Below are 21,520 nucleotides of genomic sequence, written 5' to 3'. Positions count from 1 at the left end.
CACCGCAGGTGCCGGCACGAACTTACTTTTTCGCCGTCCCGTGCGCCGCCATCTTCTTGTGCTGTTCCGCCTTCACCGAATCCGGCATCATCCCGCCCAGCGTCCCGGCGATCTTGGTGCTCCAGGCCTCCGCGAACACCTCCTGGTCCCCGCGCATCAGCGCATCGAAACCCTGCTTGGCCACCGCCGCCGGATCGTTGGAGCTTTTGCCCTCGCTTCCGACCTTCGTGTCCTCCATGCCCGCGCGCTTGAAGAAGTCCGTGTCGGTCGCGCCCGGCTTCAGCGCCGTCACCGTCACGCCCTTGTCCTTCAGTTCGTGGTGAAGGCTCTGCGCAAACTCCAGATCGAACGCCTTGCTCGCGCCATACACCGCCATCATCGGTGTGGGCATGGTGCCCGCAATCGAGGCTGTGATCAGGATCTTCCCCTCGCCGCGCTCCACCATCTGCCGCGCCGCCAGCTTTGCCAGGTGCACCGTCGATCGCACGTTCAAGTCGATAATCTTCAACTCGCGATCGAGATCCGTCTCGGTAGCAAATTCGCCCGAGGTGCCGATGCCCGCATTGATGGCGATCGCATCCACCGGCCGCCCCGTCGCCTCAATCTCCTTCCACAGCCGCTCCACCTCTTCCGGACGGCTCAGGTCCGCCTGCACCTTATAGACCTTGGCGCCCAGGGCCTCGATCTCTACCGCGACGTCCCCGATCTTCGTTTCATCGGCGGTCATCAGCACGTCAAAGTTGTTCTCGGCGAACACCCGCGCCAGGTGATAGCCGATGCCGGTGGAAGCGCCCGTTACCACTGCCAGGGGCGTATAGGATCTATCTCGATTAGGGGCATTGGACGATGCCATAATTCTCCTCCTGCGACGTTCCCGCCGCACCGTGAATCCGATGCCGGGTTTGCAGACCAAGATGTCGCGGGGCAGCGCGTGAACCCAGGCATTCTGGGGCTGCCTCCTGTGATGGCCGGCACAGCCGCCATTGGCGAACTCGCCCACAATCAACTTCCCAGGCAGAAGTGTGCCTGCTGCCGTCAAGCCTTCGTGTCGCCAGATTTCTGCAGCACGAATCGTAAGCAGCGGCGGAGCTGGATGGCAACAGTGTTTACTGGAGAGTTACGAAGTTCGCTTTTTTTGGCTTTTTGCATCAAAGGCGTCATAACTATATGCAATAATTAAACTTAGTTGATTTCATCTGGTGATCCAGATCACAATAATCAGTGTGCCCCACCGGCGGGAAGCAGCAGACCGAACAAATTCGCCAACGCAAATCTGGCGCTGTCAGTTAACTGAATGGTAAATAGCCCCCCCCCTGCTCAGTAATAATCCGCGCAGCTCAGGTAGTAGCCGCACTGCGTACACACCAGCTTGCACCGGTGTCCCGTCAGCCGCGCGCTGCACGTCGGGCAGATCTGGCAGTGATGATCCACGGGCTCGTCTACGGCACAAGCTGTAGCACTCTGTGAAAAATCGGCGGCAAAGTCGGGGTCGAAAGCGGCAGGGCGCTGCGGCAGCATTTGGAGAGGTTAGCATGGAGAAGAGGGCTTCCTGTCCGCCAACAAACGCGGCAGGTGCCCCAGGCATCAACTCCCGGGTCGACCCCGGCGCCGCCCACCGTTCCCAGGGAAGGCGCGATCACCCGGCCTCAATCACGCAGAAAACCCCCACCAAGGAGGATTGGAATGGCAAGCAAGGCAAGTGCGGTCTGGACCGGATCACTGAAGGAAGGCAAGGGCACCATCTCCACCGCTACCGGCGTGCTCTCGAACGCCAACTACTCGTTCGCAACCCGTTTTGAAGGCGCCGATTCCGGCACCACGCCTGAAGAGTTGATTGCCGCGGCCCACGCCAGCTGCTTCTCCATGGCCCTCGGCGCGCAGCTCGGCGGCGCCGGCCTCACGCCCGACGAGATCAAGACCGAAGCGGCGGTCACCCTGGCTAAGACCGATGGTGGGTTCGCCATCACCAAAATCGCTCTCACCAGCACCGCCAAGGTTCCCAACGCCACCCAGGAGCAGTTCGACAAGGCCGCTGCCGATGCCAAGGCTGGCTGCCCCATCTCCAAGCTCTTCGCCAACAACACCCAGATCGACCTCGACGCCAAGCTGGTGTAAGCCAAGCTGGACTAACTCGATCTGCGCCTCAGCCTTAAGGGCTGGTTCGCCAACGGGGACCGGCCCTGTTCTTTCGGCGCGCACCCTGTCCCAGCTTGCGCTGGGCCTGATCTTCGGAGCGGCGCGCTTCGTCAATCTCTGACGAGGGTCTGCCGCAATGATGAAATGATGTCGCAATAGGGCACCGGTGGCGAAGTGGCTAACGCTCAGGTCTGCAAAACCTGCATTCGCGGGTTCAAATCCCGCCCGGTGCTCCAACTTGTTCAGCAGATTCGATTGGTTCGGATTTCACCGGGCCGGCGGGGCAGAAAGCCGGCGAGTGGTCAATTGACCCACTACCGAAAGCCGCAGTGGTTTGACACACACCCCCGCATCTGCGAACATTGAACTTACTGCCGGTCCGGGAAAATTCTGCCCTGGACTCGACCCGTGCCGAAGTGGCGGAATTGGCAGACGCGCATGGTTCAGGTCCATGTACTCGCAAGGGTGTGGGGGTTCGAGTCCCTTCTTCGGCACCAGTATCCAGTTCAAATACACCAAAAATCTAGCTCAGTCTGGCACCGAAAGGGTTAGCCTCGCCTATTCTTCGGCGCGAGCCGCGTTCAGTCGGTGCGGTGTGCTGCATCCCTGGCCAACGCCACGACGGTCACAGATCAAGCCGTCATCAGAAGCCGTCTGCTGTTCATCCACTGAAAGGATGCGCCCACCCAGGCGCCCTCGCGCTTCAACACGCCGCGAAGACCTGGTTGACGGTCGGCCCTCGCAAATTGCTTTTGCACCGGCTCCTCCCTTCATCATCGCCAACCTATTCGCGATAAGTGACTTGCCCCGGCAGCGAAAGCGAGGAGTGTTTTCGCAAGCAAGCGCGGCCTTTTCTCATCCGCGCCTCAGGCGTGACAGTCCCAGAAGATTCAAGTGATGTTCTCCCTCGCCCTCCTGAGGACCGTCGTACCGGCAATACTCCTTGACGATTCCGTGATGGCGGGCCCGGAGCACAAAGTGGGCAGCCGTGAAAGCAATGGTGACGAGCGCAAAACGAGCCATTGAATGCCCAATCCAGACCGGAACAACCGTCGCGACCGTGACGACCGGCGGAAAGAAGAGGAAATACTTGAGAATCGTAAACGCCAGGTTCGGCGCCTTCGGTTGTGGCTCGCCGCTAAAAGCTACTGTGGTCACGTTCAGGAAGAAGGCATCCGCAAGAACGACGCACAAACCCACCGCCAGAAGCAATTGTGCAGCCGTCGCCTGCCACGTGAGCAATTCGGAAGGGGCAATTGCCCGAAACGCAACCGCCGTGGTCAATGTGACGATCGCGCTCCACGCAAACGCCCAGATGCGCGCTGCGGAAAACATCTCGAGAGCCGTTGCGAACTGGAGAGGCTGGCCATGTACATTGCGGAAAATCCAGTTACCCTGCCGGTTCCCGGAGGAGGTCAAGGCCACACGCAATCCCGCGAGCGTCCACAAAGGAGCGATACCGATCGCTGCACGAATCCCCTCGGCTGTGACTTCCAGGTGGACCTGCCCATGCGCCACCGCGAATCGCATCACGGTTGCCGCCACGATGGCTACGCCAACGCTTCCATACAAGACGAGGTAAATGCGGTACCGCGGAACTCGCAGCAGTGTCTGTCCTATGAAGTGAAAAACCGCGCGCCGCACCGGAGCACGCAGCACCGTGGCATGAAGCAGCTTGTGCAGTGATCGCACTATCACGTTGCGTCCGGAACGTGCATTTGCGCCTTGCACCAATTGATACACCCGGCGGCGGTACGCGAGAGGATACACAAGAACCGCCAGTGCGATTGCGCCCAGCGTAAGCTCGCAACCCAACTGCGCAAGCTGCGCATGCACCGGAAGAGCAGACGGCCCCTCCATCAGGCATTGATAGATGCCAACGAACCAGAAAGGCGGAAACCACCACGCCGCATTGCTGCCTGAACCAAGAACCACCGCCGTCGCGTCGGAGTAGACGGGAAACAGAAGCAGTGTAAGCAGCAGCAGGGCCAAAATCGCGCCCTGCACGAATAGCGAAATCTTCCGAAACCAACGGTCTCCGAAAACAAAGAGCAGCACGCCTTGCAACGCAACAATGAACGCAGCCGCAAACAGCCCGCTCGCTCCCACCGCCAGCGCGTGCCCGGCCAGAAAACCCGCCAGGCTGGGGGGATCGATAGCTGCGGGGAGCACCACCGTGGCCAGCACGTTTGCGTCGAACAAAAAGCCCGCGAGAAGGACCGCAATCGCGGTGACGCGCGCAAAGAAGAGCCGGGGATGGGGAATCGGCAATATGTTCAACACCAGCACATCGAGCAGATCGGGGAAAAACAGATCCCACTCAAACACCGTGACGATGCCCGTTACCGCAAAGGAATAGACCACGAAGAATAAATGATGATTCACCTGAACCCAGTACGGCGGAGGGCCTGGCACTATGGCCTCATTTCCAGGAACCGCAACGCGGATAAAGGCGTGGTAGACAGGCCACAGATAAATGGCCACTATGAAAGGTGGCAATCCTGCAGCGCAGGCAATCAAAACCATGCGCGCCTTCGCGTCCCCGTCGGGAGAAGCAGTCTCGTGGTTAAAGAAGCGTTCCAGGAAGTGCCGCAGAAGATGCGAGAATTGGCTTCGCCTGGGCAGCCGCCGTACACCGGCAGCCGCCTGCTCCCTCAAGCCCAGCACCTCCGAGTCGGACATCAGAAGCAGGCGCTCGACCGATTTATGCATTGGTGCCCCGCATCACTTTCACAATCTGTTCAGCCTGGCTCCGCGTATCCCGCTGTTGAACCAGTTGCGCAAACACGCTTTCCAGGTTGGGCAGGCTCATCAGCTTGGTCAGTTCTGAAGGCGCAGCGTCTGCCATCAGTCGCCCCTTCGCAATTACGATCACCCGGCTGCAAATATGCTCCACGATCTCAAGCACATGCGAAATATAGAGAACAGCTTTACCCTGAGATGCCAACAAGTCGAGCAGGTCTTTGAACAATCGGGCGGATACAACATCCAGCCCCGAAAGCGGCTCATCGAAAATCAGCAGCTTGGGATTGTGCAGAAGCGCCGCTGCAATCAACACGCGTTGGCGCATGCCCTTCGAATAGAGCGAAATCGGGGAATGTTCCCACGAATCCAGATCGAACAGCCGCAGTAGGCTCATCGCCTTTCTTTCGATCTGGCTTTCGGAAAGCCCGCGCAGTCTTCCCACTAATTGCAGGTATTCGAGTGCGGATAGATACGAATAGAGGTGCGCATCCTCCGGAACATAACCTAAGCTGGAACGAAACGAAACCATGTCGTCGGCGATGTCGCGACCCTGGAATCGCACAACCCCATGGTCCTGACGCAGCAATCCGATGATGATCTTCACTGTTGTTGATTTGCCGGCGCCGTTGGGACCGAGAAAACCGACTACCTCGCCCGGCGCAACTCTGAAGGAAACATCTTCAACCGCGGGAATGCCGCGATAGCTTTTGCAGAGACCCTCGACTTCCAGCACAGTATTGCTCCTGCCGCATCGGTTGCCCGTGAGGATCGCCCCCGCGTAGATCAGATTTGCGGCGCGCAGCGCCTCATTCATTTCGCAGCACCGAAGCCGGCTCGACGCGCATTCCAGCCAGCGCGGGTAGGAAAACCGCCGCGGCTGCGACCGTGCCCAAAACCACCGGTACGGCTATAAACGCCAGCGCGTCATAGGTGCTCGTCTGGTAAAGCAGCGCCCGCAGCACGTGCACGAGTCCCAGCGCCGCCGCTAGTCCCAGCACCCCGCCCGCCAGCACCATCCGCACGCCGTCCCGCGCAATCAGCTTGAGAATCTTCACCCGTGTTGCTCCGAGTGCCATGCGCACTCCAATTTCCTGGGTTCGCTGACTGGTCAGGTACGCCAGGATTCCATAAATTCCCACCGCTGCCATTGCCAATCCCATGAGCGCAAAAAATCCCAGCAGTGCCGTCTCAAACCGCGGACGATCCGCCAATTTGTCCACTTCCTCTCTCAGCGGCGCCATCTCAACTGGAACCGTCGGATTGAGGTGGTGCACCGCCGCTTGCACCCATCCCGCCACTGTTGGCTGCGGCAGCGCCGACGCGATCACCAGCACCGCCCGGCGCTGTGACCAGTCGTTGGCCACCTCTCTTCGCAGGAAATAGATCTCCGGCTGCTCATCGCTCGTGAGCCCGTTATTTTTTGCGTCTTCCGCCACGCCCGCCACCGTCACCCACTGATTGGCGCGCATGCCGAACGGCTCAATCCGCTTGCCGATCGGGTCCTCGCCCTGGAACAGCTCGGCCGCCGCCAGCCGGCTCAGCACCACGAGCCGCACATCGTCCGTGCTTTCCTGGTTTGTAAAGCCCCGCCCGCGTATCACCGGAATGTCCAGCGCACGAAAGTACTCTGAGCTCACACGCCGCGTGACGAACATCCCGGGCTCGCCCGGTGACGGACGGGGTCGGCCTTCTACCGTAATGTCAGAGAAGCGTGTGGCGCCGTGCCATCCCCCGGGCGGCACGCTGTCGCTGAAAGCCACCGCCGTCACGCCCGGCAGTCGGCGCACGTCCTGTTCCACCTGAAGATGAAAGTCCATCCACTTTGCATCCGTGTTGTACGGGGATGCTGGAAGCGCAATTTGCGCCGTCATCACACCGTGCGTTGTGAACCCCAGCCTCTGCTCCTCGATGCGATGAAAGCTGCGCAGCAGCAGCGCCGCGCCTGCCAGCAGCACCACGCTGGCTGCAATCTGACCAACCACCAGCGCGCGCCGCAATCGCACGTGCCGGCGCGAGAGGGAACTCCGCGTATTCACCAGCACTCCATCCGGCCTGTGCAGTGCCGTGATCAGCCCGAACAAAACCCCGCACGCCAGCGCCAGCACTACAGTGAACGCCGCGATGCGCAAATCCATATGCACTGTGGCCAGAAATGGAACTCCCGACGGAGCCAATGCCACAGATGCCCGAAGCAATCCCCCCGCGAGCGCCAGTCCGGCCACCGCCCCGGTCAGCGCCAGCAGCAGAGCCTCCGTCAAAGCCTGACGGGCCAGACGCCGGGGAGTTGCGCCCAACGCGGCCCGCACTGCCATTTCGCGCTCTCGCGCCGCGCCCCGCGCAACCAGCAGCCCGGCCACATTTGCGCAAGCGATCAACTGCACGGCTGCCACCGCGGCCAGCAAAATCCACGCTACCCGCCTTGCGTCACCCACTTGCCTCGCCCGAAGTGGCCTCACACTCAGCCTCACCTGGTCCCGCATCACCGCCGGGAACCACGCTTTCTCGGCGTCGAACACCGGTCGCATCTCCGCTCGTGCCTCTGCCAGGCTCACACCCGGCTTCAGACGGGCAAACGTCCGCATCGCCCATCCGAAGCCGCCATTGGACGTGTTCTGCGCTGCCGCGTCCAGCGCCATCGGCTGCACCACATCCGCGGGTTCCAGGGTGGGGAACTGGAACCCAGGCGGCAGCACGCCCACTACCCGCGCGGCGTTTCCGTCGATGTTGATCTCTCTCCCGACGATCTGCCGATCGCCACTGAAGTGTCCCTGCCAGAGTGCATACGAAATCATCACCACCGGCGGCCCGTGCGGCACATCCTCATCGGGTAGAAAGTTCCGTCCTAGCACTGGCGAAACTCCCAGCACCCGGAGCATCTCTGCCTGAAACGTCACGCACACCAGCTCTGCCGGATGATTCTCCGCCAGGTCGCATGAACGGGACATGCCTTGGCTGGCCATCGTCGCAAACGGCTTCTGGTTTGCCAGCCAGTGCTCGTAGAACTTCCCGGTTAGAAATTCCTCCCGTTCCAGCGATTGCGTAAACCCCGCTGAGACAAGTTGTCCGGGGTTTGCATACGGTAATGCGCGAAATAAAATCGGGTCCACCACGCTGAACACTGCGGTAGTCGCCCCGATAGCCAGCGCAAGCGTCAGTACCGCACTCACGGTAAATGCCTTCGACCGTCGGAATCCGCGCAGCCCATAGCGGAGATCTTGTATGACCGATTCAGCGGCCGTACCGGCACGCCGATCTCGCACCGCCTGCCTGACCTGTTCCATTCCGCCGCTCTCAGTCAGCGCAAGGCGGCGCGCTTCTTCAGGAGCGCAGCCGGCAACGATCTTCTCGTCTGTCAGGATCTCCACGTAGCTACGGATTTCGTCATCCAACTCAGCTTCGACCCGTCGCTTGTCAAGCAGATTACGGAACACGGATTTGAGATGAGCCCACATCAAGTTCGGTCGGCCTCCTAGGAATGATTCAGCGCGCGTCCGATCGCGCGGGAGATGGTGGTCCATTGCTCTGTCTCCACACCGAGCTGGCGCTCACCGGCTTTAGTCCTGCGGTAGTATTTCGCGCGCCGGTTATTCTCCGACTCACCCCAGAAGGAAGTCAGCCACCCAGCTTCTTCCATGCGGTGAAGAGCAGGAAACAATGAACCGGGCCTGACCTTGAAGGTGGCCTGGGTAATCTGCTCGACCCGCCGTGCAATCCCTAGGCCATGAAATTCGTCGTCCCCAATCGCTTTGAGGATGAGCAGGTCGAGGGTTCCCTGCAGAAGATTTGCTTGATTTCGGTCCAACCGTCATCCTCCTATCGAAGAGCGATAGGAGACTATAAGACCCCCGTAAAGAATGTCAATAGGAGCGTCGATATGCTCAATCAGCCACCATGCTGGTGCCTCGCTGGGTCCCTGACGACTGCGACCAGCGTCGACGAGCGGGCTCCGAGCCGCGATCCGATCCATGCCGTCGCGCGTTCTCGTTGCTCCTCACGGCTATTGTTAGCTCCGGAGAGGGCGCCTGCAGCCATCATGGAAGAGAGCAGGCCGAAGCCGCCTGCATCGGAGTGAAAGACGGTCACGGCCATGGTTGAAATAAAGATTGGGAGATTGAAACTGAACGTGCCCACCAGAAACAGCATGATCAGAATGGCGCCAAGGTCTTCATGTCTCCCCACGTAGCGAAGTCCTTCTCGAAATCCGGGGGTTGGATCGATGGGCTCTAACGCTAGTGCAGAGTTCGGAGAAACGGAAGAAAAACATCGAGACGAGGATGCTTTCGTCGTCCCTGGCAGCCCAAACCGGGTCCACCTTCATGCTGTTCACGGAATGAACAGGCTCGTCGGAACCGCCTCGCCCATCGCCTTGTATCCGGCGGGGGAGGGATGCAGGTGGTCGCCGCAATCGTATGCGGGCAGAAGCCGGTCCGGGTGCTGCGGATCGCGCACCACTGCATCGAAGTCGATGACTGCATCGAAGTGCCCGGTCGCCCGAATCCAAAGGTTGACGGCTTGGCGGTCGGCTTCGCTGAGCGGGCCGGGGTGGTAATAGCCGGAGCCCACATAGGGCGTGATCGTCGCGCCATACACCCGCAGACCGTGCGCATGAGCCCGGGTGATGATTTGCTCGTAAGCTGCGAGGACGCGCTGCACCAGCGCGGCATGCTCAGCCAGTGGAACTTCGTGATCACGCGCCAGTCCGCCCAGATCGTTCACGCCCTCAAACACAATCAGCCAGCGCACGCCTGCCGGAGCCAACACATCGCGATCGAACCGCGCCAGCACGTTGGGGCCAAGGCCGTCCGCGAGCAGATGGTTTCCCCCGATGCCCTGATTCGACACGCCAATCTTCTGTGTTGCCGCCGAGGACTGCAGCTTCGCCGCTAGCACGTCCGTCCAGCGGTCATTGCCGTTGGTTGTCGCTCCATGACCGTCGGTGATCGAGTCCCCAAGCGCAACCACCGCCGCAGGTCCCGCCGTGGACTCCACATCGATCCCCGAAACCCCGTACCAGTGATCCACCTTCTTTGGCTCGGTCAGATTCGCCGCGCCCACAACATCGCCGTGTACGTAGTACGAAGTCGCCCGCGATCCCGGATGCCCCGTCTCACGTCCCGGCGGCGTATCCAGGTGGAAAGTCACAGCCAAGTCTGACAGCCCAGCAACTGAATAAGGCAGCGGATCGGACACGAATTCAGCGCCGGGTGGAATCGTCACATCCGTTTTCCCCGCGAATGCGAGTGCCTTGTCGCTGGCCGGATCAATCGCGGGAGACGACGGCGACGGCGGGCGCGCCACATGCACCGCCGTGAAATGCAGCGCCTCCGTCCCGAATGCGTTCGACACATGCACCCGGATCGCGCTTCCGCCAATTGACAAATGGAAAACCTGGCGCACCGTTGCATCCCGCAGATCCTCATCTGGAAGCGCATTATTCGGCTCGGGAATCTGTTGCGACGCGCCCCAGCTCGCCACCCAATCGTTGAAGCCTGCGACCCTTTCGGGGCCCATGGATTGCGCGAACACGCATTCCGTAACGAGAACGAATGCAGCGAGAGAGAAGAATTTCCGTGCCTGTATCATAGCCAACGGTTTACCATGGGTTCCCTAAAGTAAATCGGTTTTCAAAAGCGACCAAAGCATATCATTCCGGAGCGAGCGCGTGCCTCTTTGCGTCAAACAGTTTGCCCTCTTCGTCGGCATTGGACTGGCTGCGGGTTCATCAGCCCTCCTTGCGCAGAGCCCCGCGCCCCCGGTGACCCTTACCGCCGAGCAGGACCACCAGAACATGATGGATCAACTCGGCATCAAAGCCCTGCGGCCAGGGCCGAGCGGTAATGAGAACGCGCCCAACCACGCCAACTACGATGAATCGAAGGCTAATCCTTTCCCAGGATTACCAGATCCGCTGACGATGAATGACGGGCAGAAGGTGACCACGCCGGACCAGTGGTGGAACAAGCGCCGGCCTGAGCTCCTCGAGATGCTATCGAAACATGTCTACGGTCGCATGCCGGAGCACACACCTAAGGTCACCTGGAAGGTCGACACAGTCGACCACGAATTCATCGGCTTCACGCCTGTGCTGGCCAAAGACCTTACCGGCGAGGTGGACAACTCGGACTATCCAGCCATCTCGGTAAAAATCCACATGACGTTGGTGACGCCCGCGATGGCCAAAGGTCCCGTGCCCGTCATAATGGAGTTCACGCGCGCCGGGTTTCCCAATCCCAATGAGCCCCGCGGCGAGGAACTCGCGAAGGTGAACGCCGCCTATAAGGCCCTGCTCATCCAGCAGGACCCTTCGCTAAAAGAAGTATTCGCGCGCCATCCCGCCTGGGAGCCGCTCCGGGAGACGCCATTCTTCCAGCGCCCGGAACTGAATGAGGACGGCGATCCGCCCAACGAATGGCAACTCATCGCTGCCGGCTGGGGCTTCGCACGCTTCGACCCGGCAAGCGTGCAGGCCGACGATGGCGTGGGGCTCACGCGCGGCATCATCGGACTTGTAAATCACGGCCAGCCGCGCAAGCCAGAAGACTGGGGCGCGCTGCGCGCCTGGGCGTGGGGCGCGGGGCGCGGGCTCGACTATCTCGAGATCGATCCGGCCGTCGACGCGAAGCACGTCGCGATCGAAGGCGTCTCGCGTTACGGCAAAGCCGCGCTGGTTACGCAGGCCTTCGATCAGCGCTTCGCTATGGGGCTGATCGGCTCCTCAGGCAAGGGCGGCGCGACGCTGCTGCGGCGCAACTTCGGCGAGGCGGTGGAGAGCCTTACCGGCGGTGAGTATTACTGGATGGCGGGCAATTTCTTGGAATACGGCGCGTCTGAGTCCACCGCGGGGCCGCACACGCCCGGCGAACTGCCGGTCGACTCCAATGAACTCATCGCGTTATGCGCGCCGCGGCTCACCTTCATCAGCTACGGGATTCCGACCAAGGGCGATGCCAGGTGGCTCGACCACGAGGGAAGCTGGATGGCCACAGTCGACGCGGGCCGCGTCTGGAAGCTGCTAGGCGTCAAGCCCGCCAACGGAATCGAAGGCGATCCCCACACTGTCCCCATGCCGCCCATGAACAAGGGGCTGATTGACGGCCAACTCGCGTGGCGCCAGCACGACGGCGGTCATACCGATGCGCCGAACATGAAGTGGTTCCTCGAGTGGGCCAACAAGTTCATCGATCACAAGGCGCAATAACCCATTCCGTCACTGGCGGAACATTTGCGCCGGAAGAATTCCTGACTAGGCCATGCTTTACACTGTCTGACACGCGGAGAAAAAGAATGACTTTGATGCTGAACTGTGTACGTTTTCACCGGGCCCTCCTGCTTTTGAGCCTGGTGGTCGCTTCAACGGGGTTGGCTTTGGCCGCACCCATCCATGACGCAGCGCGCAAGGGCGATGTGAAGAAAATCCAGGAGATCCTTGCCTCCGACCCCAAGGCCGTGAATGCGCAAGATAGCAGCGGCGACACGCCCCTCCACCAAGCCGCTCTTCATGCGCAATATAAGGCTGCAGAGGCGCTCATCGCCGCAGGGGCCGACGTGAACATGAAGAACAGTTATCCCCCCTTCCTGCCGGAGGATCTGGGGCAGTTCTTCTCGAGCAGCAATCATACTGACCCCGTCTCGCTGCTGCACACGTCCACGCGATCGGACGCAGTGAGCACCCACGGCTTCACCGAGGAACAGATCAGGAATAACGGGTATACGCCTCTGTCTCTGGCCGAATTCGCCAGCGATCACAACAAAATGGCGCAACTGCTGATTGCCCACAGCGCCGATGTGAATCTCAGGGGCATCACGGGAACCACCCCGCTGTTCTGGGCCGTGATGCGCGGTCAGAAGGAGGATGTAAAACTGCTTCTGGACCACGGCGCGGATCCGAACCTGGCCAATGCGTTCGGCGACACGCCCTTGATCTGTGCTGTGCAACTGGGCTACCTGAGCCTGGTACAGCCATTGGTGGAAAAGGGCGCGGATGTTAACGCCCAGAACCAGGGCACGATGAGGGCCTTGGGTTACGCCATGCAAAAACCTGAGGACGATTCGATCGTCGACTACCTGAAGAAGCACGGCGCGCACCAGTAACGGCGGCCGGTTCAAACCAAAGGACAAAAGGGGTGGGGGCGGACATCGCTTCCACCCCTTTCGCATGCGTTGCGTATTTAGAAGTAGCCGAAAACCGGCGTCGGGTTATGTTCCCACGGGAACCCATCGGCCCCGTACAATGGATCATTCCTGCCGTGGTGCCCATGCTGATTCGAATCCGTTCTCTATTTCTTGCTTCTGCTGCGGTCCTGCTCTGTTCCGCTGCCACCAGGTCCGCGCTCGCGCAACCCGCGTCGGCACCAAAGGAGACCGATTCCCCGATCAGATTCGAACTGAAGACTTTGCCCTTCAAGTTGGAGACGGACGAGAGCCAGTCGCGCAATGCACCGGAAACCATGGGCGGTGGTGTGGCTGTCTTTGACTACGACGGAGACGGCAAGCCCGACATTTTCTTCGCCAACGGCGCCGATCTCGAAACGAACAAGAAAACGTCCGACAAGTACTCTGACCGGCTCTTTCATAACAACGGCGATGGCACGTTCACGGATGTGACGGAGAAGGCGGGGCTGGTGGGCTCGGGATTCCACCTGGGTGTCGCGGTGGGTGACTACGACAACGACAGCCATCCCGACCTGTTTGTGACCGGCGTGCGCGGCAGCACGCTCTATCACAACAACGGCAATGGCACGTTTACCGACGTGACCAAAAAGGCTGGTCTTGATCAGTTCAATGACCCCGAATTCGGACCCATGTGGGCTGTGGCCGCGGCTTGGGTAGACATTAACAATGACGGCAAGCTTGACCTCTTCGTGGCCAATTACCTGCAATGGAAGTTCGACAAGAAGCCCATGTGTGTTGTGGAGAGCGGCCCCGAGTACTGCCATCCTCGCTTCTACAAGGGCCTGCCGGATCAGTTGTTCCTCAATCAGGGCGACGGCACGTTTAGGGACGTATCCAAAGAGTGGGGCTTGCGCGAGCACATCGGCAAAGGAATGGGCGTTGGAATTGCCGACTACGACCTCGACGGCAAACCCGATGTGTTCGTGACCAACGATGGCGAGTATGAGTTCCTCTTCCACAACCTGGGCAACAAGTTCGAAGAGGTCTCGTTCCAAACCGGCACCGCGCTGCCTGAGGAGGGCGCGTTCATATCCGGCATGGGTCTTGATTTTCGCGACTTCACGAACGACGGCTATCCGGACATCGCGTTTGTTGCGCTGAACCGCCAGACCTTCCCGCTGTATGAAAACACCGGCAAGGGCGATTTCAAGGAAGTCACGTCCTCCAGCGGCATGGGCAAACAAAGTATGCCCATGGCGGGCTTCGGGCCGGCCCTTTACGACTTTGACAATGACGGCTGGAAAGACCTGCTGGTGACGCGCGGGCATGTATCGGCCACACGGCCGCCCGGCGCTCAGGTCAAACAGCCGAACACCGTCTTCCGCAACTTGAAGGGCGAGAAGTGGGAACCGCTGACCGAAGAGGCGGGCTTCACCGATGCCACCGCGGCCCGACACCGCGGCTGCGCGATGGGAGATTTCGACTCCGACGGCCGCATGGATGTCGTAGTCACGTCGATGGATCTGCCCGCGGAACTCTGGATGAACCGCAGCCCCAAAGCCCACTGGTTGGATATTGCATTGCAGGGCGTCAAGAGCAACCGCGATGGGATCGGCGCGCGCATCAAGGTGGTGTCGGCTTCGGGAGCGCAGTACAACCACCAAACCTCGAGCGTGTGCTACGCCTCGTCAAGCCTCGGACCCGTGCACTTCGGCCTCGGCCCTGACGTCAAGGCCACCCAGGTGGAAATCACCTGGCCGAGCGGAATCATCCAGAAGCTCGATAGCGTGGTTGCGGATCAGGTGCTGAAAGTGGTGGAGGCAGTGCCGCGTCCCAAGTAGTCGGGCGATTCCTACCCGCCTCCCGCGAAAGCGAAGGCCGGAGCGCACCCTCCCGCACGCTCCAGCCTGTGGCAGGTAAGGCAGTACTTCTCTCTCCGGGCCCGCGTTTCCTGCCTGCGCCGGGCCGCCCTGTGCTGGGCGCGCCACGGGCGAATCCATGTTGCTAATCGTGAGACGAACGCACCAGTTGAACCGGAGCCTCGGTCGCTCGCTTGTCGTCAGTCGGAACTGAAGTTGACGGCTTGCCGGGCGATAACTGCGGCGCCACCGCTGCGGCCGGTGTTCCAAGCGCGCCCAGGTACGCAATCAGCGCGTCCACCTCGGGCTCATCCCTCGAGAGGGCCGGCATTCCCGCGGCCTTCATGTTAGGACTGGGATTGTGCAGCAGAGCGGTGATCTGCTGTTCAGAAAACTTGCCCGTGACTCCGACCAGCCCCGGAGCCAATGGCGATCCGGTGCCCTTCGGGCCATGGCATCCCACACAGCCATGCTGCAGAAACATGCCCTTCCCCCGCGCCACGCGCGGATCAGCCACCGATGCATGCACCAGAAACCCCGCAGGCCGATCAGCTGAGTAAGGCTTGAAGGGCGCGGCGTTGTACGCAACCTCGTCTGCATGTTGCCGCGCCAGTTGTGCCGCGACCGCTCCATGGCCGTCTTCAACATGACTGCGAACCCCAAGGTAGATCATGCCCAGGATTACCATCGAAACCGCGAGCGCTGGGATCGGTCGCCGCCACGGCCGCCGCTCCAGGCTCTTATCGAGAAACGGCATGAGAAAGAATGCTGTCGCCAGAAAGCCCGGTATGACGACGATCCCAACCATTACCCCCGGACCCTCCCAGAACTTCAGCCATTCAAACATGGGCAGGTAGTACCACTCCGGCCGCGGCAGAAAGGTCGAGTCGGACGGATTGGCCACGGGTCCGAGCGTGACCGGACGTAGATACGCCAGCGCCGCTAATCCCCCAACCAGCACCAGGGCCGCAGCCATGTCGTAGAGAACCTGCCGGGGATAGAACGGTTCAGAGGCGAGCGCCGGCTCAAGTGCGTGCTCCTGCACTGGCCCGGCCGGTCCCGCCTTGCGGAACAGGAACACATGCGCCCCTACAAATAGACAAATGGTGGCCGGAATCAGGAACACGTGCGCAAGATAAAAGCGTGACAGCGTCAGAGTGCCGATGGTTGCTCCGCCGCGAAGGAAGCGGGTGATGAAATCCCCTACCAGCGGCACTTGGCCCGCGACGTTGGTGCCGACGGCTGTCGCGAACCATGCCTTCTGGTCCCAGGGAAGAAGATACCCCGTGAATCCCATTCCCAGAATCAGAAACGAGAGCAGCGCACCCGAAAGCCAAAGGAGTTCGCGCCGGCCTTTAAACGAGCCATAGAGGAATGTCTGCAGAAAATGAAGCGCCAGCACAATGATCATCGCGCTCGCCCCATAAGAGTGCATGCTGCGCAGGAATGCGCCGCCGGCCACCTGTTTGGTCACGTACGCCACGCTGGTGTGCGCAGTCTCCGCTGTCGGCGTGTAATAGAGCGCCAGCGCGATCCCGGTGATGAACTGTAGGCCAAAGATGCACAGAAGACCCGATCCGAAGACATAAGCCATCCGTGCGCCGCCGGGGATGCGCTCCTCCAGGATGTTGTGCGCAATGGCTCGTACCCCGGTCCGCACATCGATCCAATCCACAAGATCGCGAGCCCGGGCCTTCAGAAAAGATGAAGCGTGCGAAGAAGTATTCATCGTAAGGTGCCCTCGGCTGGCTAGCTCAGCATCTGCTTGTCGGGTACGTTTGAGCGGAACAGGGCAAACTGCACCTGGAGCTTCCCATCGGTTACCCGCGCGTCGAGCTGGTCAAGACCGCGGGGTGGCGGTCCTGCTACGTGCCGGCCGTGCGCATCAAATTGTCCGCCATGGCACGGACACACAAACTTGTTCTCTGCGTCTTGCCACGCCACCGAACAGCCCAGGTGGGGGCAGACCGGCGAGAGCACCTGTAACTGTCCCGCGGAAGTACGGCTCACGTACAAAGCCTGCTCGGTCACCGTCTCGCGCCAGCCGTCCCGCTGCGTCAGCGTGATGGTGCGGAGTACCGGTGCGGACACTCTGTCGAACTCGGCCGCTTCCCCCAGCTCCGACCACTCCCCCTTGCGGTCAGTGCCCTGCAGCGGAGACAGAACAAACTTTACCAGCGGCAAGCCGATCACACCGGCGATCATCGCAGTTCCCGCACCCAGCAGCGATGCGACGAACGACCGTCGCGTCACGCTGCGGCCGTGCTGCTCAAGACAGGCGGCGCATTCGCTATTCGCGCACTTCACCGCATGAATCTGAGACATGTTTCCTCCTCATTGAAGTACGGATCGACAGAGCCGGCGGAACTCAGAAGACGAATAGGCTCCCCTTGTCATTAAGTAACTAAACCTGCATCGGGGGTTGAATCCTGCAGCGAGAATGCGAGGATCAACCTTCGCGCGGCTTGCGTGTGGTCAATCACCCTGTAAAGGTTTGTAAAGCCGGTGTAAACTCCTCCGTACAACCGGAAATCCGTGACAAACTCGTCATTATTCTGTTTTCGTGACAATTCGCTGACAACTAAATTGATATTCAGCAACTACGCCCTTGCAAGCCGGGCGGCACAATGGAGCCTCCATGAAACGAAGTGTCACCCAGACGTTTGTCCGGCACCGGCTACCCACATTGCGGCGCGAATTGACGACCCGGGATTACTTAGAAGATGGCCAGGAGGCAGATGCCGGCAGACGCGCCAGACCGGTCTGCAGGCAGGCTGAAGACGCAATGAATAGACGCATTCTCCTCGTGGAAGACGAGCAAGAGTTGTGCACAACGCTGGGCGACCGAATCTGCAGCGAAGGTTACCAGGTAGACTTCGCGCACGACGGGGTATCGGCGCTGCGCAGGATGATTACCGAGAGGTTCGATCTCGTCATTCTTGACCTGATGCTCCCCCTGAAAAGCGGTCTCGAGATATGCGCGGAGGCCCGTCAAGCGCACATTCGCACGCCCATACTCATCCTCACTGCCCTGGGCCACACAATGGAAAAGATCGCCGGGTTCAAATTGGGCGCGGATGACTATGTCACCAAGCCTTTTGACACCCTGGAACTGATGGCAAGGATTGAGGCCCTGTTGCGCCGTTCGTCGATGAAGCCCAGCCACGAAGGTCCGGCCTCGCATGTCATCCGAGTGGGAGATGTAGCCCTGGACGTTCGCCGCAAAGTTGTACAGATCGATATGGAGACGGTAAATCTGACCAGCAGGGAATTCCAACTCCTCTGGTATCTCCTCGAACGCCGCGGCCAGACCGTCTCCCGCGACGAGTTGCTTGAGCAGGTTTGGGGTCACGTCCCCGGCACCCTCACCCGTACCGTTGACATGCACATAGCCAGCCTGCGGCAGAAGCTGGGATGCGCGCCCAAAAACTCGGATGCAATCATCACAGTGCCCGGCAGAGGCTATCGCTACCAGGCCTGAACTGCACCCGCTGAACCCTGGCCTGAAACGCCTCTAATCTCAGCCAAATGTCACGCGCACGCCGCTTGCCTTCGGAACCTGCACCACGTAGCCGGCGCCGCTGCTTACCCCTCCATTGCTTCCGCGGGTCACATGCGTCTCCCGGCTGTCGATTCCCGGCGCCTCCAGCTTTTCAATCTCCACCTTGCTGCCGCTCTTGCCAGCAAGCTTCAGCGTCACGGCCACGTCCTTGTCCAGATCCTTGTTGAGGATGATCACCGACACCGCTCCGTTGGAGAGCTTTGCTGCATACGCTGTTGCGTTCACGCCTGCCGCCTGGAGATTCGTCGTCAGCTCCGCACCCACAAAGGTCGCGCCTGCAAATGATCCCGCAAACTTCAATCCATACGCCACCGGCTGCAGGGCATACTTGTCCCCAAACGTGCCGATCGGGGTATAGAACGGGTGCGGATGCGTAGCAATCTCCTCCGCTGTCTTGCCCTGCTCCTTCAACAACACGTCGCCCGGCAAAAATCCTCCCACGGAGTTGGCCACTGACTTGCCCGTACCGCCGTGCAGGTTCACCCCGGAGTAGCCGCTCGCCGCCAGCAGCAGCGCGTAATCCGCGGCCCACAGCGCCGACGCAAATACGTCTGACACGCCCGGTTTGCCGCCGCGATAGCACGTGTTCCCCTCCGTCATGCGAACGCCCGCGCCCATTTTCTTCGCCGCTCCCATCGCGGTGTCCGCGTCCTTCTGCACCCGCGCCATCGTCGCCGGCTTCATCAGGTTGGGAATGTTCACCTCAGGATTCGTGGCCGGGCCGCCAAAGTAGTAGTGATGCGTAAGCCGCGTCACGTGCGGCGGATTCTGAATCGAGGGCCACTGGCCTGCGATCTCCGGCAGCCAACCTACTGACATCGCCACATCCGGCATCCCGAACTTCGCATCCGGCACCTTCGCCGCGACCGCGCGCGCCAGCGCCAGCCACTCGTCCAGATAGGGCTTCACTCCCCACGTCTTCGGATCGCGCAGATGATTGCTGAACAGGTCCGCTTCGTTGCCGATCTGGAAGTACTGCAGGTTCGCGCCCAGCGTCTTCGCCACGAACTCCGCCTCGGCCGCGGCGCGCTCTGGAGTGTTCGTCCCCATCCCAATCCCATACAAACACGTCCATCCCGTAGCCCTCAGGAATGCGGCCAGGCTGCGTACCGCATCCGGCGTCACCGCGTAATATTGCGCCTTCGGCTCGCCTTCCACTTCGCGCGTGTGTGGATGCTCCGGTTCCGGCGAATCGGGCGTCGGCTTCCAGTAGCCGAACTCGCTGGTGTTGCCCCCCAGCCGCAGCACGCCATGGGTTGCGAGCTTCTTGAATTGCTCGATCAATCCCGCGTTGGCCGGCGAAAAGAACGCCGGATCCGTAAGTTGCTGCACCTCGTAGGAGAGCCCGACAAAATCCTCGGGCATATGCGGCCCGGTCGCATCCGCTGAGATGTTGAGTGTCACTGCTGCCGAGCCGTTTGCCTGTGCTCGAACTCCACTGGCCGCAACCGCGAGAGCTGCATTGGCGACAAACCTGCGCCGAGTCATCGTAGTCATCGCAACCAATGTACACCTCCGCACGCAGGCACTCGCGATAGCGGTGCCGACCCCGCAATTCTCTGGCGCGCCTGCCCCTACGCTGTATATGCTGGGGAGCGTTCACGAGCTTCCCTGGAGAGTCCACCCATGAACAAGTTATGTTTGATCGCGCTGCTGCTCGGCATCCTCGCTCCCTCCGCAGGTTCGCAACAGGGACAGCTGCTGGTCGCGCAAAAAGGCGAAGCCAGCCTCGGCATCATTGATCCATCCGCAGGCAAGCTCATCGCGTCCGTCCCCGAGGGCGCCATCACAGGACACGAGGTCATCGCCTCGCCCGACGGCCGCTTTGCCTACGTGCCCATCTACGGCAACTCCGGCGTGGGCAAGCCCGGCACCGATGGAACCAGGCTCGTAGTCATCGATCTCTCCCTGCAAAAGGTCACCGGAACCCTCGACTTCGGCCACGGCATCCGCCCGCACATGCCCATCTTCGGGCCCAAAGACGGCTTGCTTTACGTCACCACGGAACTCGACAAAACCGTCTCGCTCATCGACCCCAAAACGCTGAAGATCGTCGCCACCATCCCCACCGGCCAGCCTGAGAGTCACATGCTCGCGCTCTCGCACGACGGCAAGCGCGGCTACACCGCCAACGTCGGCCCCGGCACCGTCTCCGTACTCGACATCCTCGCGCGCAAAACCCTCAACGTCATCCCCATCTCGAAAACCACGCAGCGCATCGCCATCACGCCCGACGACAAGTGGGTATTCACCGCCGACCAGACCAAACCCCGGCTCGCCGCCATCGATACCGCGACTAACCAGATCGCTCACTGGGTCTCTCTCGATGGCCTCGCATACGGCACAGCGCCCACGCTCGACAACCGCTATCTCGTTGCCACTATCCCCAACAAGAACGAAGTCGCCATCGTCGATCTCAAAACCATGCAGGTGGCGCGCAAAGTATCCACGCCGCCCGACCCGCAGGAAGTCCTCATGCGCCCCGACGGCAAAGTCGCCTACGTGAGTTGCGTTGGGTCGCACCAGGTTGCCGAAGTGGACTTAGCCACATGGAAGGTCACCCGCACCATCCAGGACGGCAACAACTCAGACGGCATCGCCTGGGCCGCCGCCCGCTGAAGCAGCTACTTTGAAAATGGGCCAGAGATTCACGGCGCAACGTTTGATTCCTAAACCTCAATCGCACTTGGAATAGCGCACCTCAAAGCCTACCGGAAGCATGGAAATGATCTGGTCAATTAGGGGCAAGCTCTCTATGTTCAACTGGTTGCTAAGAGAGCAGGCTTTCCCATCCACGTGAATTAAGTGATCGTCATCGAGAAAGTATCTTCGCGGATCAAAGACATACCCTTCGGATGTCTTCTATTGTTTTGCCGCCTCCAGAAAAGCGTCCCCGCCGAGAGTCCCATTCACAGTGATCAATCGGCGTGAAGGAAGAATAGCTGCAATCTTTTCGAGCGGTACTCTGACCTGCCCCCGAAAAACTCAGCCATTCAAAGCTGGAGTTCTCTCGTAATCTGAACGGGAGGATTTGGGATGAAAAGGAGTCGGTACACGGAAGAGCAGATCATCGGGATACTGAAGCAGCATGAGGCCGGGGTGAAGA

Annotated in this window: 16 protein-coding genes and 2 tRNA genes; 8 read left to right on the top strand and 10 right to left on the bottom strand. The window is 60.5% G+C overall.

Annotation, left to right across the window (positions count from 1 at the left end; all coding sequences use genetic code 11):
* Positions 1 to 22 precede the first annotated feature (22 nt).
* On the bottom strand, positions 23 to 853 hold the full coding sequence (locus tag VGL22_RS01070; protein ID WP_465265020.1) for an SDR family NAD(P)-dependent oxidoreductase: 831 nt from the start codon (positions 851 to 853) through the stop codon (positions 23 to 25).
* An 830-nt stretch (positions 854 to 1,683) separates the two neighbouring features.
* Between VGL22_RS01070 and VGL22_RS01065 the strand changes: the two genes are divergently transcribed.
* The 3 genes from VGL22_RS01065 (at position 1,684) to VGL22_RS01055 (ending at position 2,633) form a co-directional block, all read left to right on the top strand.
* A complete protein-coding gene (locus VGL22_RS01065) occupies positions 1,684 to 2,115 on the top strand; it encodes an OsmC family protein (RefSeq protein ID WP_465265019.1) in 432 nt (143 codons plus the stop codon).
* 181 nt (positions 2,116 to 2,296) lie between these two features.
* A tRNA-Cys gene (locus VGL22_RS01060) sits at positions 2,297 to 2,372 on the top strand.
* Between the two features lie 174 nt (positions 2,373 to 2,546).
* A tRNA-Leu gene (locus VGL22_RS01055) sits at positions 2,547 to 2,633 on the top strand.
* A 358-nt stretch (positions 2,634 to 2,991) separates the two neighbouring features.
* Here VGL22_RS01055 and VGL22_RS01050 read toward each other — a convergent pair.
* The 6 genes from VGL22_RS01050 to VGL22_RS01025 all read right to left on the bottom strand — a co-directional run bounded on the left by VGL22_RS01050 (position 2,992) and on the right by VGL22_RS01025 (position 10,392).
* Positions 2,992 to 4,848, bottom strand: a complete 1,857-nt coding sequence (locus VGL22_RS01050; protein ID WP_465265018.1) for a hypothetical protein — start codon at positions 4,846 to 4,848, stop codon at positions 2,992 to 2,994.
* Positions 4,841 to 5,695 carry an ABC transporter ATP-binding protein gene (locus VGL22_RS01045; protein ID WP_465265017.1) on the bottom strand — a complete coding sequence of 285 codons (855 nt, stop codon included), beginning with the start codon at positions 5,693 to 5,695 and terminating at the stop codon, positions 4,841 to 4,843. The genes VGL22_RS01050 and VGL22_RS01045 overlap by 8 nt, the downstream gene beginning before the upstream one ends.
* Positions 5,688 to 8,333: an ADOP family duplicated permease gene (locus tag VGL22_RS01040; protein WP_465265016.1), complete on the bottom strand. Its 2,646-nt coding sequence runs from the start codon at positions 8,331 to 8,333 to the stop codon at positions 5,688 to 5,690. The genes VGL22_RS01045 and VGL22_RS01040 overlap by 8 nt, the downstream gene beginning before the upstream one ends.
* 17 nt (positions 8,334 to 8,350) lie before the next feature.
* A complete protein-coding gene (locus tag VGL22_RS01035) occupies positions 8,351 to 8,683 on the bottom strand; it encodes a PadR family transcriptional regulator (protein WP_465265015.1) in 333 nt (110 codons plus the stop codon).
* 80 nt (positions 8,684 to 8,763) lie between these two features.
* Positions 8,764 to 9,060, bottom strand: coding sequence for a hypothetical protein (locus VGL22_RS01030; RefSeq protein ID WP_465265014.1), 297 nt, complete (start codon positions 9,058 to 9,060; stop codon positions 8,764 to 8,766).
* A gap of 144 nt (positions 9,061 to 9,204) precedes the next feature.
* On the bottom strand, positions 9,205 to 10,392 hold the full coding sequence (locus tag VGL22_RS01025; RefSeq protein WP_465265013.1) for an SGNH/GDSL hydrolase family protein: 1,188 nt from the start codon (positions 10,390 to 10,392) through the stop codon (positions 9,205 to 9,207).
* Positions 10,393 to 10,543: 151 nt separating this feature from the next.
* Between VGL22_RS01025 and VGL22_RS01020 the strand changes: the two genes are divergently transcribed.
* From VGL22_RS01020 to VGL22_RS01010, 3 genes are all read left to right on the top strand, one after another.
* Positions 10,544 to 12,079 (top strand): glucuronyl esterase domain-containing protein, encoded by a 1,536-nt coding sequence (locus VGL22_RS01020; protein WP_465265012.1) that lies wholly within the window; start codon positions 10,544 to 10,546, stop codon positions 12,077 to 12,079.
* A complete protein-coding gene (locus tag VGL22_RS01015) occupies positions 12,043 to 12,972 on the top strand; it encodes an ankyrin repeat domain-containing protein (RefSeq protein WP_465265011.1) in 930 nt (309 codons plus the stop codon). Before VGL22_RS01020 ends, VGL22_RS01015 begins: the two co-directional genes overlap by 37 nt.
* 302 nt (positions 12,973 to 13,274) lie before the next feature.
* Positions 13,275 to 14,834, top strand: coding sequence for a CRTAC1 family protein (locus VGL22_RS01010; RefSeq protein WP_465265010.1), 1,560 nt, complete (start codon positions 13,275 to 13,277; stop codon positions 14,832 to 14,834).
* Between the two features lie 163 nt (positions 14,835 to 14,997).
* Here VGL22_RS01010 and VGL22_RS01005 read toward each other — a convergent pair whose 3' ends face one another.
* Together VGL22_RS01005 and VGL22_RS01000 are read right to left on the bottom strand one after the other, a co-directional pair.
* Positions 14,998 to 16,581: a cytochrome b N-terminal domain-containing protein gene (locus VGL22_RS01005; RefSeq protein WP_465265009.1), complete on the bottom strand. Its 1,584-nt coding sequence runs from the start codon at positions 16,579 to 16,581 to the stop codon at positions 14,998 to 15,000.
* A 20-nt stretch (positions 16,582 to 16,601) separates the two neighbouring features.
* Positions 16,602 to 17,177, bottom strand: a complete 576-nt coding sequence (locus VGL22_RS01000; RefSeq protein ID WP_465265008.1) for a Rieske 2Fe-2S domain-containing protein — start codon at positions 17,175 to 17,177, stop codon at positions 16,602 to 16,604.
* 460 nt (positions 17,178 to 17,637) lie between these two features.
* Here VGL22_RS01000 and VGL22_RS00995 point away from each other — a divergent pair, with 460 nt between their 5' ends.
* Positions 17,638 to 18,333, top strand: coding sequence for a response regulator transcription factor (locus tag VGL22_RS00995; RefSeq protein ID WP_465265007.1), 696 nt, complete (start codon positions 17,638 to 17,640; stop codon positions 18,331 to 18,333).
* A 39-nt stretch (positions 18,334 to 18,372) separates the two neighbouring features.
* On the opposite strand, the gene VGL22_RS00990 is transcribed toward VGL22_RS00995, so the two are convergent.
* A complete protein-coding gene (locus VGL22_RS00990; protein WP_465265006.1) occupies positions 18,373 to 19,911 on the bottom strand; it encodes a hypothetical protein in 1,539 nt (512 codons plus the stop codon).
* A gap of 129 nt (positions 19,912 to 20,040) precedes the next feature.
* On the opposite strand from VGL22_RS00990, the gene VGL22_RS00985 reads away from it, so the two are divergent.
* On the top strand, positions 20,041 to 21,033 hold the full coding sequence (locus VGL22_RS00985; protein ID WP_465265005.1) for a YncE family protein: 993 nt from the start codon (positions 20,041 to 20,043) through the stop codon (positions 21,031 to 21,033).
* Positions 21,034 to 21,520: the final 487 nt, after the last annotated feature.

This window comes from Occallatibacter sp. (assembly GCF_036502485.1).
In the GTDB taxonomy this organism is placed as follows: domain Bacteria; phylum Acidobacteriota; class Terriglobia; order Terriglobales; family Acidobacteriaceae; genus Telmatobacter.
The sequence above is the reverse complement of the archived record's forward strand: the minus strand, read 5'-3'. Positions and strand labels throughout refer to the sequence as shown.

Excerpts from the sequence above, each read along its gene's own strand:
- VGL22_RS01000 (WP_465265008.1), bottom strand. The coding sequence starts at position 17,177 with ATGTCTCAGATTCATGCGGTGAAGTGCGCGAATAGCGAATGCGCCGCC.
- VGL22_RS00995 (WP_465265007.1), top strand. The coding sequence starts at position 17,638 with ATGAATAGACGCATTCTCCTCGTGGAAGACGAGCAAGAGTTGTGCACA.
- VGL22_RS01045 (WP_465265017.1), bottom strand. The coding sequence starts at position 5,695 with ATGAATGAGGCGCTGCGCGCCGCAAATCTGATCTACGCGGGGGCGATC.
- VGL22_RS01040 (WP_465265016.1), bottom strand. The coding sequence starts at position 8,333 with ATGTGGGCTCATCTCAAATCCGTGTTCCGTAATCTGCTTGACAAGCGA.
- VGL22_RS01070 (WP_465265020.1), bottom strand. The coding sequence starts at position 853 with ATGGCATCGTCCAATGCCCCTAATCGAGATAGATCCTATACGCCCCTG.
- VGL22_RS00985 (WP_465265005.1), top strand. The coding sequence starts at position 20,041 with ATGAACAAGTTATGTTTGATCGCGCTGCTGCTCGGCATCCTCGCTCCC.
- VGL22_RS01025 (WP_465265013.1), bottom strand. The coding sequence starts at position 10,392 with ATGGGCCCCGAAAGGGTCGCAGGCTTCAACGATTGGGTGGCGAGCTGG.
- VGL22_RS01005 (WP_465265009.1), bottom strand. The coding sequence starts at position 16,581 with ATGAATACTTCTTCGCACGCTTCATCTTTTCTGAAGGCCCGGGCTCGC.
- VGL22_RS00990 (WP_465265006.1), bottom strand. The coding sequence starts at position 19,911 with ATGACTACGATGACTCGGCGCAGGTTTGTCGCCAATGCAGCTCTCGCG.
- VGL22_RS01050 (WP_465265018.1), bottom strand. The coding sequence starts at position 4,848 with ATGCATAAATCGGTCGAGCGCCTGCTTCTGATGTCCGACTCGGAGGTG.
- VGL22_RS01065 (WP_465265019.1), top strand. The coding sequence starts at position 1,684 with ATGGCAAGCAAGGCAAGTGCGGTCTGGACCGGATCACTGAAGGAAGGC.